General features: G+C 74.3%; 12 protein-coding genes. 7 read left to right on the top strand and 5 right to left on the bottom strand.

The genetic code is table 11. The annotated features are described in order from the left end of the window. Nucleotides 1–5: 5 nt before the first annotated feature. Together AB0883_RS13340 and pdhA are read right to left on the bottom strand one after the other, a co-directional pair. Entirely contained in the window at nt 6–995 is a 990-nt protein-coding gene (locus tag AB0883_RS13340; RefSeq protein ID WP_366641411.1) for an alpha-ketoacid dehydrogenase subunit beta, read from the bottom strand. Further along, entirely contained in the window at nt 995–2170 is a 1176-nt protein-coding gene (gene pdhA, locus AB0883_RS13335) for a pyruvate dehydrogenase (acetyl-transferring) E1 component subunit alpha (protein WP_366641410.1), read from the bottom strand. Before pdhA ends, AB0883_RS13340 begins: the two co-directional genes overlap by 1 nt. A gap of 554 nt (nt 2171–2724) precedes the next feature. Here pdhA and AB0883_RS13330 point away from each other — a divergent pair. Further along, nucleotides 2725–3579 carry a hypothetical protein gene (locus AB0883_RS13330; protein WP_366641409.1) on the top strand — a complete coding sequence of 285 codons (855 nt, stop codon included), beginning with the start codon at nt 2725–2727 and terminating at the stop codon, nt 3577–3579. A gap of 192 nt (nt 3580–3771) precedes the next feature. Beyond that, nucleotides 3772–4323: a phosphatase PAP2 family protein gene (locus AB0883_RS13325; RefSeq protein WP_366641408.1), complete on the top strand. Its 552-nt coding sequence runs from the start codon at nt 3772–3774 to the stop codon at nt 4321–4323. A gap of 167 nt (nt 4324–4490) precedes the next feature. Here the strand turns inward: AB0883_RS13325 and AB0883_RS13320 are convergent, their stop codons facing one another. The 3 genes from AB0883_RS13320 to AB0883_RS13310 form a co-directional block, all read right to left on the bottom strand. Continuing rightward, entirely contained in the window at nt 4491–5711 is a 1221-nt protein-coding gene (locus tag AB0883_RS13320) for a hypothetical protein (RefSeq protein WP_366641407.1), read from the bottom strand. A 114-nt stretch (nt 5712–5825) separates the two neighbouring features. After that, nucleotides 5826–7511 carry a GTPase gene (locus tag AB0883_RS13315; RefSeq protein ID WP_366641406.1) on the bottom strand — a complete coding sequence of 562 codons (1686 nt, stop codon included), beginning with the start codon at nt 7509–7511 and terminating at the stop codon, nt 5826–5828. Beyond that, nucleotides 7508–9349 (bottom strand): GTPase domain-containing protein, encoded by a 1842-nt coding sequence (locus AB0883_RS13310; protein ID WP_366641405.1) that lies wholly within the window; start codon nt 9347–9349, stop codon nt 7508–7510. Before AB0883_RS13310 ends, AB0883_RS13315 begins: the two co-directional genes overlap by 4 nt. A 223-nt stretch (nt 9350–9572) precedes the next feature. On the opposite strand from AB0883_RS13310, the gene dnaK reads away from it, so the two are divergent. The 5 genes from dnaK to AB0883_RS13285 all read left to right on the top strand — a co-directional run bounded on the left by dnaK (nt 9573) and on the right by AB0883_RS13285 (nt 14448). Continuing rightward, the gene (gene dnaK, locus AB0883_RS13305) at nt 9573–11441 is read left to right on the top strand and encodes a molecular chaperone DnaK (RefSeq protein WP_366641404.1); all 1869 of its coding nucleotides are present in this window, start codon (nt 9573–9575) and stop codon (nt 11439–11441) included. Nucleotides 11442–11489: 48 nt separating this feature from the next. Next, entirely contained in the window at nt 11490–12218 is a 729-nt protein-coding gene (gene grpE / locus AB0883_RS13300; protein ID WP_121397284.1) for a nucleotide exchange factor GrpE, read from the top strand. 84 nt (nt 12219–12302) lie between these two features. Further along, nucleotides 12303–13496, top strand: coding sequence for a molecular chaperone DnaJ (dnaJ, locus tag AB0883_RS13295; protein ID WP_366641403.1), 1194 nt, complete (start codon nt 12303–12305; stop codon nt 13494–13496). A gap of 46 nt (nt 13497–13542) precedes the next feature. Then, nucleotides 13543–13983: a helix-turn-helix transcriptional regulator gene (locus AB0883_RS13290; RefSeq protein ID WP_121399143.1), complete on the top strand. Its 441-nt coding sequence runs from the start codon at nt 13543–13545 to the stop codon at nt 13981–13983. 255 nt (nt 13984–14238) lie between these two features. Then, the gene (locus AB0883_RS13285) at nt 14239–14448 is read left to right on the top strand and encodes a hypothetical protein (RefSeq protein ID WP_366641402.1); all 210 of its coding nucleotides are present in this window, start codon (nt 14239–14241) and stop codon (nt 14446–14448) included. The last annotated feature ends 55 nt before the right edge of the window (nt 14449–14503 follow it).

Below are 14503 nucleotides of genomic sequence, written 5' to 3'. Positions count from 1 at the left end.
TCCGCTCACCAGCCGAAGGTGCGGTCGACGGCGTCGAGCACCCGGTCGAGGTCGGGCAGGTACTCCTCCTCCACCCGGGAGGCCGGGTAGGGGGTGTCGAAGCCGGTCACCCGCAGCACCGGGGACTCCAGGGAGTAGAAGCACTCCTCCGTGATCCGGGCCGCGATCTCCGAGCCCAGGCCCAGGTTGCCCGGGGCCTCGTGCACGACCACGCAGCGGCCGGTGCGCTTCACCGACTCGTACGCGGCGGTCAGGTCCAGCGGGGAGATCGAGCGCAGGTCGATGACCTCCAGCTCCCGGCCGTCCTCGGCGGCGGCGGTCGCCGCGTCCAGGCAGGTCCGCACCATCGGCCCGTACGCCAGCACCGTGGCGTCCGCGCCGGTTCGGACGACCCGGGACGAGTGCAGCGGGTACGCCCCGGACAACGGGGCGTCCAGCTCGACCGGGCCCTTCTCCCAGTAGCGCCGCTTCGGCTCCAGGAACACGATCGGGTCGTCCGACGCGATGGCCTGCTGGATCATCGTGTACGCGTCCTGCGGGTTGGCGCAGGACACCACCTTCAGGCCGGCGGTGTGGGCGAAGTACGCCTCGGGCGACTCCGAGTGGTGCTCGACCGCGCCGATGCCGCCGCCGAACGGGATCCGGATGACCATCGGGATCCGGACCTTGCCCTGCGAGCGGTAGTGCATCTTCGCCACCTGCGACACGATCTGGTCGTACGCGGGGTAGACGAAACCGTCGAACTGGATCTCGCAGACCGGCCGGAACCCGCGGATGGCCAGGCCGACCGCGGTGCCGATGATGCCGGACTCGGCGAGCGGCGTGTCGATCACCCGCTGGTCGCCGAAGTCCTTCTGGAGGCCGTCGGTGATCCGGAAGACGCCGCCGAGCTTGCCGACGTCCTCGCCCATGATGACGACCTTCGGGTCGTTCTCCAGGGCCCTGCGCAGACCGGTGTTGAGGGCCTTGCCGAGGGTGAGCGTCTCCGTGGCCATCAGTGGGCGCTCCCCTCGAACGACTCCATGTACTTCGTGAACTGTGCCCGCTGCTCGTCGAGCTCGGGGGATCCGTTGGGGTAGACGTGGTCGAACATCGTCACCGGCTCGGGGTCGGGCATGGCGAGCACCCGCTCGCGCAGGTGCACCGACTCGGTGCGGGCCTGCTCGTCGACGGCGGTGAAGAAGTCCGCGTCGGCGATCTGCTGCTTCTCCAGGAACGCCTTCATCCGGGCGATCGGGTCCTTCGCCTGCCAGGCCTCGACCTCGCTGGCGATCCGGTAACGGGTCGGGTCGTCGGAGGTGGTGTGCGCGCCCATCCGGTAGGTGTAGGCCTCGATCAGGCTGGGGCCCTGGCCGAGCCGGGCGTTGTCCAGCGCGTGCCGGGTCACCGCGTACGACGCGAGCACGTCGTTGCCGTCCACCCGGACGCCGGGGAAGCCGAAGCCACCGGCCCGCTGGTAGAGCGGGACGCGGGTCTGCCGCTCCAGCGGCTCGGAGATGGCGTACTGGTTGTTCTGGCAGAAGAACACCAGCGGGGCGTTGAAGACGCTGGCCCAGACGAACGACTCGTTGACGTCGCCCTGGCTGGTGGCGCCGTCGCCGAAGTAGGCGATCACCGCCTCGCCGTCCTCGGTCCCGGTCTTGCCGTCCATGTGGACGCCCATGGCGTATCCGGTCGCGTGCAGGGTCTGCGCCCCGATCACGATCGTGTACATGTTGAACTTGAACTCGTTCGGGTCCCAGCCGCCCTGGTCGACGCCCCGGAACAGGCCGAGCGGCATGATCGGGTCGATGCCCCGGCAGTAGAGGACGCCGTGCTCCCGGTAGGTCGGGAAGGCCATGTCCTGCGTACGCAGCGCGCGTCCCGAGCCCACCTGCGCGGCCTCCTGGCCCAGCAGGCTGGCCCACAGGCCCAGCTCGCCCTGGCGCTGCAACGCGGTGGCCTCGGCGTCGAGCTTTCGGACCAGCACGAGGTCGCGGTACAGCCCGCGGTACTCCTCGTCGGTGAAGTCGACGCGGTACTCGGTCCCGTCCGGGCCGGTCGCGCTCTCGATCCGCTCACCCTCCGGGGTGAGCAGCTGCACCAGCTGCGGGTCGCCGGTCGCACCCTTCTTCGAGCGGGGTGCGGCTCGTCGGCCGCGACTGGAGACCCCGGGGTCGCCCTTTGCCATCCGTCTCTCCCTGTCTGTCTGCGTCGGCACCGGGGGGTCACCCGGCCGCGCAACTCGTGCGCCTGCCCGGCTGGTGCCGGACGGGTTCCTGGCGGCCGCGCCTAGCCCCGGTGGGGGTTGCCGCGCGGCGTGAGCCGGATTCTGGCCGAACCCGGTTCGGGAGCGCCGGCGCCCAGCCGCGCCTGCCGCGAGGGTGCGCGGAGGTCGTGGCTGCGTTGCCGTCGTGGTCCATATTCGCATCACACGTGAGCGCGCCCACAGTGCGCCTGTCCCGGGCGCTCGCGGTGGCCCGCTTCGTCGCACGGAGCGCCCGTTGTCCGTTGCATCGACGCGCGGCCGATCCGGCGGTGGTTCGTCACCGTTCGGCCAGATACGCGTGTCGACACGCTGTACAGGGTTGGCCGACCGAGCGTCACTGGTCCAGGCTGATTGGCGCGGGATCGTCCGCGTCGGGGCGGTTTGCCGCTTCCCCGCGTCCGGGCGGTGCCCCGGGCGCTCGGGCCGGTCGTCGTACCGGTCCGTCCACCGCCGCAGTCGACGAAAAGGGGTGTGTGGTGTCCGAGCCAGGCCGAGATCCCACCGTTCCCTTCCTCGGCCGGCACCGCGCCGCCGGCGGCTACCGCCGGCTGGTCGGCGCGCACCGGGCTCCCGGTGCGGGCGGGCCGTCCCGGGGCTACCTGTTCACCGTGGCACTGCTCGCCGGCACCGCGTCGATGCCGATCCTCGCCGCGATCAGCACCGGCTCCGCCACCGTCGGCAGCACGGCCCTGCCGGACGGCAGCACCCCGTTCCTCCCGGCGCCCTCGGTCGGCCCCGTCGTGATCCCGGTGCCGGCGACGGGCCAGCCGCCGGTCGTCCCGTCGACCCCGTCCCCCGCCGCGCCCGACCCGGGCGACTGGCGGACCGTCGCGCCCCTCCCGGGTACGCCGATCGTCGCGGCGCCGGCCCCGCCACCGCCGCGCGGCCCGGCGGCGCATCCGAAGCCCCCGTCCCGGCCCGGCGGCCGACCGGTCCCGCCGCCCCCGGCGCCGAGGCCTTCGGCATCCCCGAGCCCGTCGCCGAAGCCCACACCGAGCCCCAGCCCGAGTCCGAGCCCGGCACCCACGCCGACCGGCGAGCCGACGTCGGTGGAGCCGACGAGCAGCCTCTCGCTACCGCCGCCCGAGCCGACGGCGACCCCGGCGCCCAGCGCGTCCCCGGCGCCGGACGACCCGACCGCCAGCGCGACCGTCGCCCCCGGCCCGACCGCCGGCGATCCCGGCCCGACCCCGCCCGACCCCCGCCCGACCGCCGCCGACTCCGGCCGGACCGTGAGCGGTCCCGGCGGCCTCGGCCGCTCCGACGGTCCCCGTTCGGCCGACGGTCCCGGCGGGACAGGGCACCGGGACGGCCGGCCGCGGGTACGGTGACGGTCGACGGCAGGTGATCCACGGCGGGGCCCCGGCCCGGTCGGAGCGCCAGGGTACGAACGGTTCCGGGCGGCGGCCCGGGGTGGACGCAGAGGCGGGGCGCTGAGCGGGACGGGTGGTTCGGACGCGGAACCCCAGACCCGTCCGGCCGCCACGCCACCACCCGGCCGGACCCTCCGGCTCGCCCGGTTCGTGACCGAGCTGACGGCGCCCGCGGTGCTGGTCTCGGCGCTGACGCTGGCGGTCGGCTGGCACAGCGCCCAGGGCGCGCACGGGCTGGCCTGGGGACTGCTGGCCACGCTCTTCGTCAGCGGGATCCCGTTCGCGTACATCCTCGGCGGGGTGCGTCGCGGCCGGCTGACCGACCACCACGTGGGGGTCCGCGAGCAGCGCCGGGTTCCGCTGCTGTTCGGGCTCTGCTCGGTCGCCGCCGGGCTGGCCCTGCTCGCCGTGCTCGGCGCGCCGCGACCGGTGCTGGCCCTGGCCGTGGCCGGGCTCGTCGGCCTGGTGGTCGCCGTGGCGGTGAGTCACTGGTGGAAGATGTCGATCCACTCGGCGGTGGCCGCCGGGACGGTGGTCGTGCTGGTGCTCACGTTCGGGGCCGGGTTGCTGGCGACGGCGCCACTGCTCGTGCTGGTCGGTTGGTCCCGGGTCCGCCTGCGCGACCACACGGTGCCCCAGGTGGTCGCGGGGCTCGCCCTGGGCGCCCTGGTCGCCGCCCTCGTCTTCGCCCCCCTCCGTTGACTCCCCCTCCCTCCTCCCCTCGGATCGGATGACGCACGCCCCGGACGAGGTCGTCGATCATGCAGTCGTGGTGCCCCGCGAAAGCCGCGAAATGCCGCTTTCGCCCACCACAACTGCATGATCGACACTGACGGGGTGGGGTGGGGAAGGGAGGGTGGGCGGGTGGGTCAGGCGGGGTCGTCCGTGAGGCGGTGGCGGTTGGCTTCGATCCACGCGTCGAGGGCGGCTGGGTCGTCGGGGTCGACGCCGTCGGCCATCAGCTGGGCGACGGCGGCGGTGGCGGGACTACGGCGCTCGCCCGTGCTGTAGAGGCGGGCGAACTCCGGCACCATCTCCTCGATGGCCGTGTCGATCTGCGCCGCCGCCTGCTCGGGCAGGCCGCGCTTGCGGGCGGCGTACCCGGCCCAGGCGCGCAGCACCCGGGGCAGCAGCGCGGCGTCGTCCATGTCCAGCACCGCGCGTCGGTGCACCCAGTCCAGCAGGAACAGCCCGGCCACGGTGGGGCTCCACCGCATCGGGTCGGCGTCCGGGAAGCTGGCCGCGTGGTCCAGCAGCAGGCTGAGGCAGAAGTGCAGCGAGGCCAGCTCCGCCCCGTCGATGGTGTCCAGGCCGAACCGGGCCGCCTCCGGCGCGGCGAGGAACCGGCGGACCAGATCCGTACGCTCGGCGGCGGAGAGCGGCTCGGCGGGCGCGGGGGCCGCCCCGGCCGCCCGGGGCAGCAGCGCCAGCCGGGCCCCGAGCAGGGCGCGGTCGGTGGCGAGCGAGCCCTCCCCGGGCAGCTCGGTGAGGCCGTCGGTGATCGCGAGGTGGCGGGTCACCTCGGCGCGCATCCGGGCCGGCTCCTCGTCGCGGAACCAGGTCAGCTCGTCCCCGGCACACATCTGCCGGACCTGGTCGAGGATGCGGTCGGGCGGCCCGCCGACGAAGACGTCCTTGGTGATGCCGATGTTGTGGTCGAGCAGCGTCACCACGGCGTGCGCCGAACCGCCGGCCGGGTCGTCGTAGGCGAAGGTCGCCAGGTAGGAGGTCTGGTCGCCGTACACGTCGCCGTAGGACCAGCAGCCGGTCAGGTGCACGCGGCCGAGCTGGCCGGCCCAGGCGGGGGTGGCGGCGCCCGGACGGACCCGGTCGGTGCCCTCGGCGTCGGGCACCAGCGCGGCGAAGACGGAGCGGATGGTGGTCGCCGCGGCGGAGCGCCGGCGGGAGGTGGCGGCCAGGAAGCCGGCCACGAAGTCCCGGACGGCGGCGTCACGCTCGGTCTCCGCGACCGAGTAGACGCTGCCCAGCAGGGCCGCGCCGAGCATCTCCGCGTCGAGGGCGTTGTCCAGCTTGGCCACGTCGCGGGCGGCGTGCAGCACCGCGTCGTACGGGGTCTGAGGCGTTCCCATCCACCGACCCTACGCCGCCGCCCGCCCCGGGACGGTACGAGCGACCCGAGCGTCCGGCCCGCGTCGCGGCGCCACGCCGCCGACCTGCGGTTACCGTGGGACGGGATTTCCGGCTCAGCGGCCGGCGGCCTCCTCCAGGGCCGTACGGGCCTCGGCGTAGGAGGCGAGCACCGTCCGCACCGGGGCGAGCACGTTCTCCTCGCCGACCGCCGCCACCGCGTCCGTGAGGCGCCGCTCGGCCCGGCGACGGGCGCGGCGGGCCGCCCAGCGGACGATCGGCCTGGTCAGGGCCGCCACCAGCAGCCCGGCGAGCAGGCCGCCGAGGAGCAGCAGGGTGGGCAGCGGCACCTCGCCGACCATCGGGTGCTCCAGCGCCGGCAGGCCCAGCGCGCGTAGCCCGTAGCCGAGCGCCAGCCAACCCAGCCCGGCCAGCGCGGCCAGGGTCACGAGCCACTGGAGGCCGCCGACGAACCGCCACCAGAGCGGTCGCCGATCCATGCCGAGGTCCGTGCCGGCCACCGCCCGGTCCAGCGCGTCGGGCAGGTCGGCGAGGTGGGAGCGGGCGGCGGCGGTCACCGCGGCCGGCCAGGCGGCGGGCAGGTCCGCCCCGGCCCGGTCGGCCACCGACCGGATCGCTAGCCCGAGCGCCGCGCGCTGTGCCGCGGTGGGGTCGGGTACCGAGGTCGCGGCGACGAGACTCTCCGCCGGTTCGTCGCGGCCGGCGGCCGGGCCGGGCAGGTGCAGCCGGCGCAGCGGGTCGGGCCGCAGCCGCCGCCAGCCCCGGACCAGCGGCCAGCCGGTGGTGGCGGCGCCCCGGTGCCGGTACGCCTGCTCGACCGCCTCGGCGACCGCCGGCACCCCGGCGGCACCGGCGAGCGCCCGGTGCAGGGCGGTGACGGCGGCAGCGTCCGGCCCGCCGGCCGGCGAGGCGTCGCCGACCAGCTCGTCGAGCCCGGCCACCACCGCGTCCACGTCGCCCCGGAGCCGCCGCAGCGCGGCCTGCCGCTCGGCCACCGTGCGTTCCAGCGCCTCCCGCAGCCCGGTCATGCCCGCCGGATCGACGGCGGTGGTCGCCAGCAGCGGTACGCCGTCCAGGCCGTCGCCGTCGAGCAGCCGGCGCAGGTCGGCCAGCACCCGGGGCAGCTCGGCCGGCGGCAGCCGGTCGGCCTGGTTGAGCACGACCAGGGTGACGTCCCGGTGCCGGTGGAACTCGCGCAGGTAGCTGTTGTGGATGACGCGGTCGGCGTACTTCTGCGGGTCGACCACCCACACCACGAGGTCGACCAGGCCGAGCAGCCGGTCCACCTCCAGCCGGTGGGACCGCTGCACCGAGTCGAAGTCGGGCAGGTCGAGCAGGATCAGCCCGTGCAGGGCGGACTCGTCGTCGCCGTCCAGGACGCTCTCCCGCACGAACCGGTGCCGGGGCAGCACGCCGACCCAGTCGAGCAGGCGGTTGCCGCCGTCGAGCGGCCCCCAGACGCAGGCGTGGGCGACGCCGGTGGTGGGGCGGCGCACCCCGACCGTGGAGAGTTCCATCCGGGCGAGCGCGTTGAACAGGCTGGACTTGCCGCTGCCGGTCGCGCCGGCCAGGGCCACCACGGTGTGGTCGCGGGAGAGCGCGAGCCGGGTGCCGGCCCGCTCGACCAGGGTGTGCGCCGGCACGAGCTGCGAGTCCGGCAGGTGGCCGTCGACGACCGTGAGGAACCGGCGTACGGCGTCGAGGCGGGCGACGAGCGCGTCGGCGTCCACCCGCTGGTCACCGCGGAACGCCTCGCGCATCCGCCCGACGATGTTGGTCATGACCCTCCGTCCCCGGTGCCGGGCAGGCCCACGACGGCCGCGCCGGAGAGGTCGCTGCGGTTGCGGGCGATCTCCACCCGGTTGGCGGCGCCGCGCAGGGCCTCCGCGGTGCGCGCGGCGGGCCGCGCCTGCGCCGTGCGGTCCAGGTAGCGGCCGGCCTCGTCGTCGAGCAGGGCCCGCACCCGGTCCAGCAGGTCGGCCCGGGCCTTGGCGGCCAGCGTACGCACGGCCTGGTCGCCGAAGATCGCCTGGAGCACGGTCTGCGCGGCGACGGTCGTGCCGGCCCCGGTGGCCACCTCCAGCCCGGTGGGGATGAACGCCGTCGAGGCGAACACCGCGATCATGACGGCGAGCCCGGTGGCGTTCACCGCGTACGCGGCCGTCCGGGCCACGAAGCGGCGGTCGCCGCCCTCGGCGCGGACCAGCTCCAGCACGCCACGCTGCCACTCCCGCACCAGCCGCTCGGCCCGCTCGGACAGGTCGGCGGAGGGGTGGGCCAGCTCCGGTTCGAGCAGCGCCGCCCCGGCGGGGTGGGCCTTCCACCCGGTGTACGCGTTCTCGGCCGCCTCGGCGGCGACGCCCCGCAGCAGGGTCACCAGCTGGGACTCGATCGCCTCCCGCAGCTCGGACGCGGGCGCGGGCCGGCCGGTGACCGCCGCCACCACCCGGTCGCGGAGCCGCCCGATGCGGGCCTCGATGGTGCGGAAGAACTCGCCCGTGCCGACGAACTCCTGCCAGCGGGCCAGCACCTCACCGCGGAGCAGCCGGCCGTCCTTCAGCCCCTGCCCGACGGTCCGGTGCGCCCCCCGGTACGCGGCCAGCACCCGCTCGTCGAGCGCGTCGGCGGCGGCGATCTGCTCCTCGGCGGCGTCGGCGAGCCCCTCGACCGCCGGGTGCAGCGCGGCGAGCGCGCCGTCCAGGGTCTGCCGGACCACGGCGGCGCGGGCGTCGGCGTCGGCGGCCAGCCGGGCGAACCAGGCGGCGAGCGGCGCGGTGACCCGCTCGGGCAGCAGGCCCTGCCCGTCGACCCAGGTCTCGGGCAGCACGAAGAGCGGGGCCGCCCCCAGCTCCTGCGCGGCGAGCATCTCCGACAGGTGGGCGGCGATCTCGTCGGCCGCATCCGGGGGCACCCGGTCCAGCACCATGGCGATGACCGCGCCCCGGGCCCGGGCGCTGCGCAGCAGCTCCCAGGGGACGGCGTCGGCGTAGCGGGCGGCGGTGGTGACGAAGAGCCAGAGGTCGGCGGCGGCCAGGAGCTGGCCGGCCAGGGCCCGGTTGGCGTCGACGACGGAGTCGATGTCGGGGGCGTCGAGGAAGGCCAGCCCGGCCGGCAGGGCCGGGGCGGTGACCAGTTGCAGGGTGCGCGGGTCCTCGCTGGGCTCGGTGGTGCGGGTGAGGCCGGGCAGCAGCTCGCCCTGGCGGAACCAGCCCGAGTCGGCCGGGTTGCAGACCAGCACCGGGGAGCGCGTGGTCGGGCGGAGCACCCCGGCGGCGCTCACCCGTGCCTGCACGAGGCTGTTGACCAGGGTGGACTTGCCCGCGCCGGTGGACCCGCCGACCACCACGAGCAGCGGCGCGTCGAGCCGGCGCAGCCGGGGCAGCAGGTAGTCGTCGAGCTGGTCGGTGAGGCTCCCGCCGGCGCGCCGGGCGGGCTCGGCGGAGGGCAGCGCGAGCGGGAACCGGGCCGCCCCGATCGCGGCGCGCAGGCCGGCCAGTGCGGCGGGCAGGCTGTCGTCCCCGGTGGTGGCGGGCCGGTCCTCCCCGGCGTCCGTGGGGCCGGTGCGAGCTGCGACGGTGGGCGTGCCGGCCGGGTTGGCGGGATCGCCGTGCGTCGTCACCGCTAAAGCGTGCCCGACCGACGCAAGGGAAGACAACCGGTCAGTATCAAGCTGGGGTTGCGTCGGGTCGACTCAACCCCGACTTGACGATTTCGCGGGGCGTGGCACTATTGAGTCAAGTTCACTCAACTTGTGGTGGGGTCGCTGCGGGCGACGCCCGCCGGGCAGCTCGACGGGCGTCGCCCGTCACCTGCCCACAACGTGATGAAGCGAGGAAGCGAAGATGGCACGTGCGGTCGGTATCGACCTCGGCACGACGAACTCCTGCGTCAGCGTCCTGGAGGGCGGTGAGCCCACCGTCATCGCCAACGCTGAGGGCTCGCGGACGACCCCGTCGATCGTCGCGTTCGCCCGCAACGGCGAGGTGCTCGTCGGTGAGGTCGCCAAGCGCCAGGCGGTGACGAACCCGGACCGGACGATCCGCTCGGTCAAGCGGGAGATCGGCACCAACTGGTCCGTCGACATCGACGGCAAGAAGTACACCCCGCAGGAGATCTCGGCCCGCACGCTGATGAAGCTCAAGCGGGACGCCGAGGCGTACCTGGGCGAGCAGATCACCGACGCGGTGATCACCGTCCCGGCCTACTTCAACGACGGCCAGCGCCAGGCCACCAAGGAGGCTGGCGAGATCGCCGGCTTCAACGTGCTGCGGATCGTGAACGAGCCGACCGCGGCGGCCCTGGCGTACGGGCTGGACAAGGGCTCCAAGGAGCAGACCGTCCTGGTCTTCGACCTCGGTGGCGGCACCTTCGACGTGTCGCTGCTGGAGCTGGCCGAGGGCGTCATCGAGGTCAAGTCGACCAGCGGTGACAACAACCTCGGTGGCGACGACTGGGACCAGCGGATCATCGACCACCTGGTGAAGACCTTCCGTGGCGAGCACGGCATCGACCTTGGCCAGGACAAGATGGCCCTCCAGCGGCTCCGCGAGGCGGCCGAGAAGGCCAAGATCGAGCTGTCCGCCGCCACCACCACCAACATCAACCTGCCGTACATCACGGCCGGCGCGGCGGGCCCGCTGCACCTGGACGTGACGCTCAGCCGGGCCGAGTTCCAGCGCATGACGCAGGACCTGCTGGACCGCTGCAAGGGCCCGTTCGAGCAGGCCGTGAAGGACGCCGGCATCAAGGTCTCCGACGTGGAGCACGTCATCCTGGTCGGCGGCTCGACCCGGATGCCGGCCGTGACCGACCTGGTCAAGCAGCTCACCGGCAAGGAGCCCAACAAGGGCGTGAACCCGGACGAGGTCGTCGCCGTCGGCGCCGCCCTCCAGGCCGGTGTGCTCAAGGGCGAGGTCAAGGACGTCCTGCTGCTCGACGTGACCCCGCTGAGCCTGGGCATCGAGACCAAGGGCGGCATCTTCACCAAGCTGATCGAGCGCAACACCACCATCCCGACCAAGCGCTCCGAGGTCTTCACCACGGCGGACGACAACCAGCCGTCGGTGCTGATCCAGGTGTTCCAGGGCGAGCGGGAGATCGCGGCCTACAACAAGAAGCTCGGCACCTTCGAGCTGACCGGCCTCCCGCCGGCGCCGCGCGGCGTGCCGCAGATCGAGGTCACCTTCGACATCGACGCCAACGGCATCGTCAACGTCCACGCCAAGGACCTCGGCACCGGCAAGGAACAGAAGATGACGATCACCGGCGGCTCCTCGCTGCCGAAGGACGACATCGAGCGCATGCGCCGCGACGCCGAGGAGCACGCCGAGGACGACAAGCGTCGCCGCGAGGAGGCCGAGACCCGCAACCTGGCCGAGGCGCTCCAGTGGCAGACCGAGAAGTTCCTGGCCGAGAGCGGCGACAAGCTGCCCTCGGAGTCCCGTGACCAGATCAACGAGGCGCTCGGCGAGCTGCGCGGCGCGCTCGGCGGCCAGGACCTCGAGAAGATCAAGTCGGCCCACGAGCGGCTGGCGCAGGTCTCCCAGCAGGCCGGCTCCCTGCTCTACAACCAGCAGGGCGAGCAGCCGGGCGAGGCCGGCCCGGGCGCGGCGGGTGCCGCGGGCGCCGGGGCGACCGGTGGCCCGCAGGCCGGCGGCGCGGACGACGTGGTCGACGCGGAGATCGTGGACGAGGACAAGGACAAGAAGTGACGGTTCGTCCCCGGACACGGAACCACGGCAGAGGGATGAGGTAGCCCCATGACGGAGAAGCCACGAGCTGCCGACCCGGGTGCGACCGGGTCGGCGCCGGGTGGCTCCGCGCCCGCCGAGCAGGCCGGCGACGGGCCGCGGGTCGTCATCCGTAACAACCGCAAGATCAGCGAGACGTCCGAGCCGGCCGCCGCCGACGCCGGTTCGGACGCCCCCGCCGAGGGCCTGGTCGAGGAGTCCGAGGTCGTCGTCGACGAGATCGAGGTCGAGGCGGCCGAGGTGACCGGCCCGCCGGTGGTGGACGCCCCGGCGCAGCCGGCCGACGGCGGTCCGACCGCGTTCGGCGCCGAACTCGAGGCGCTGCGCAAGGACCTCGACGAGCGGACCCGGGACCTCCAGCGGGTGACGGCGGAGTACGCCAACTACCGCAAGCGGGTGGACCGGGACAAGGGCCTGGTCACCGAGCAGGCGACCGGCGCGGTGCTCGCCGCGCTGCTGCCGATCCTCGACGACCTGGACCGGGCCCGCGAGCACGGCGACCTGGTCGGGCCGTTCGGCACCGTGGCCGAACAGCTCACCACGGCGCTCGGCAAGTTCGGGCTGACCCCGTTCGGCGAGCAGGGCGACCCGTTCGACCCGACCCGGCACGAGGCGGTCGCCCACCAGACCTCGGCCGACGTCACCGAGCCCACCTGCGTACAGGTGATGCGTCGGGGCTACCAGGTCGGTGAGCGGCTGTTGCGGCCCGCGATGGTCGCGGTCGCCGACCCGGAGTAGTGCGGAACGACGACCGGACCGTCCCGCCCGCCCGCAGAGGGCGGGCGGGACGGTCGGTCCCCAGCTAGGGAAGGGGGTGGACCGGTGAGTTCCAAGGACTGGATCGAGAAGGACTTCTACGCCGTGCTGGGCGTGGACAAGGCCGCCACCGCCGACGACGTCAAGAAGGCGTACCGGAAACTGGCCCGGGATTCGCACCCGGACCACAACCCCGGCGACCCGAAGGCCGAGGAGCGTTTCAAGGCCGCCTCCGAGGCGTACGCCGTGCTCGGCGACGACGCCAAGCGGCGGGAGTACGACGAGCTGCGGTCGCTGTTCGGCTCGGGGGCGTTCCGGCGCGGGGCCCGTGGTCCGGGCCAGCCCGGCGGCGTGCCGTTCGACGTCTCCGACCTGTTCGGGGGCGCCGCGGGTGGGGGCGGTGACCGCCGCTTCGGCGGGGCCGGCTTCCAGGACCTGTTCAGCTCGATCTTCTCGGGCGGTGCCGGCGGTCCCGCCGGCGGGGCGGCGGCCCGTGGCCCGGCCCGGGGGCGGGACGTCGAGGCCGAGGTGGCCCTCGACTTCGGCGACGCCGTACGCGGGGTGACGCTCCCGCTGACACTGCGCGCCCCGGGGGTGTGCGACACCTGCCACGGCAACGGGGCCAAGCCCGGCACCCAGCCGCGCACCTGCCCGGTGTGCCACGGGGCCGGCGTGACCAACCGCAACCAGGGGTCGTTCAGCTTCTCCGAGCCGTGCCGCAACTGCCAGAGCGTGGGCACGGTCGTGGACGAGAAGTGCCCCGAGTGCCAGGGCACCGGCGGGGTCACCAAGACCCGCACGCTGAACGTCCGGTTCCCGGCCGGCGTGGCGGACGGCCAGAAGATCCGGCTGGCCGGGCGGGGCGAGCCCGGCGCGCGGGGTGGCCCGGCGGGGGACCTCTTCGTACACGTGAAGGTGCGGCCGGACGAACTGTTCGGGCGTACCGGTGACGACCTCACGCTGACGGTGCCGGTCACGTTCGCGGAGGCCGTGCTCGGCACGGACCTGCGGGTGCCCACCCTCGACGGCGCGGTGACCCTGCGGGTGCCACCGGGCACGCCGAGCGGCCGGATCCTGCGGGCGCGGGGCAAGGGGGTGGTCCGCCGGGACGGCCAGGCGGGCGACCTGTTGGTGACGCTCGACGTGGTCGTGCCCGCGAAGGTGTCCGACGAGGCGCGTGCGGCGTTGGAGAACTTCGCCGCGCAGACCCCGCCGGCCGCCCGGGAACATCTCGAGGCGCGGGTACGTCGATTCAGTTGACCCGGTGTTCAGTCGGCTCGGTGGAGTGCACGCGGAGGTGAGCGGGATGTCGGACGAGTTCGTCGGCTCGGGTGACCCTGCCTACGAGGCCAAGGTGCTGATGATCTCGGTGGCGGCGCGGATGGCGGGGATGCACCCGCAGACCCTGCGCCAGTACGACCGGCTGGGCCTGGTCCAGCCGGGACGGGCCGCCGGTGGCGGACGCCGCTACAGCGTCCGCGACGTGGTGCTGCTGCGCGAGGTGCAGCGGCTCAGCCAGGACGACGGGATCAACCTGGCGGGGGTCAAGCGGATCATCGGGCTGGAACGGCTGCTGGAGCAGGCGCAGCAGCGGGTGGCCCGGCTGGAGGCGGAGCTGGACGCCGCGTACCGGCGGATCGCCGAGCTGGAGGCGCTGGCCCGCTTCCCGGGCAGCGACCTGGTGCCGACCAACCGCACCTCCACCGCGCTGGTGGTCTGGCGTCCCCGCCGGGGCCCCGAGCGCTGACGCGACACCTCACCGCGCCCGGCCGCCCTCCCGCGGCCGGGCGCGGCCGTCTTTCCGCCCCCGCCCGGCGGTCCTCCCGCGCCTGGCACCCGGCACCCAGCGCCGGGTGCGCCGTCGCCGAACCGCCCGCGAATGACACCAATGGTGTTCCACCCGTGCGCGGTTGCCGGTTTGCCGGCGGGGGAGGCATCGGATCCGCTAATCTGCGAATCAGGTCCAACCAGCTTAATCCGGACTCCAATGGCAGGGGGAGCCATGACGGAAGCCGCGAGGAAGGTTGCCCAGCAGGCGGAGGAACGGCTCGACGAGGTGGCGAAGAACGTCCGGGAGAGATTCGACCGGGTCACCGAGGGCCGCCTCACCGACAAGGTCAAGAACGGCGCGTCCGCCGACCGGGCCCACCACGGCACCGACCGAGGACAGGACGAGGCGAGACGCCGCGAGCAGGGCGGACCGCAGCACTGACGATCCGCCGACGTGCGGGCCGGGACCCACGGGGGGCCCCGGCCCGTTCGTTGTG

The sequence above is a fragment of the Micromonospora sp. NPDC047812 genome, assembly GCF_040704175.1.
GTDB lineage: Bacteria > Actinomycetota > Actinomycetes > Mycobacteriales > Micromonosporaceae > Micromonospora.
Note: the sequence above shows the minus strand (reverse complement) of the source record. Positions and strands in the feature narration are given on the sequence as shown.

Coding starts and splice junctions, on each gene's coding strand:
- dnaK (WP_366641404.1), top strand. CDS start 9,573: ATGGCACGTGCGGTCGGTATCGACCTCGGCACGACGAACTCCTGCGTC.
- grpE (WP_121397284.1), top strand. CDS start 11,490: ATGACGGAGAAGCCACGAGCTGCCGACCCGGGTGCGACCGGGTCGGCG.
- AB0883_RS13315 (WP_366641406.1), bottom strand. CDS start 7,511: ATGACCAACATCGTCGGGCGGATGCGCGAGGCGTTCCGCGGTGACCAG.
- AB0883_RS13285 (WP_366641402.1), top strand. CDS start 14,239: ATGACGGAAGCCGCGAGGAAGGTTGCCCAGCAGGCGGAGGAACGGCTC.
- pdhA (WP_366641410.1), bottom strand. CDS start 2,170: ATGGCAAAGGGCGACCCCGGGGTCTCCAGTCGCGGCCGACGAGCCGCA.
- AB0883_RS13340 (WP_366641411.1), bottom strand. CDS start 995: ATGGCCACGGAGACGCTCACCCTCGGCAAGGCCCTCAACACCGGTCTG.
- AB0883_RS13290 (WP_121399143.1), top strand. CDS start 13,543: ATGTCGGACGAGTTCGTCGGCTCGGGTGACCCTGCCTACGAGGCCAAG.
- AB0883_RS13320 (WP_366641407.1), bottom strand. CDS start 5,711: ATGGGAACGCCTCAGACCCCGTACGACGCGGTGCTGCACGCCGCCCGC.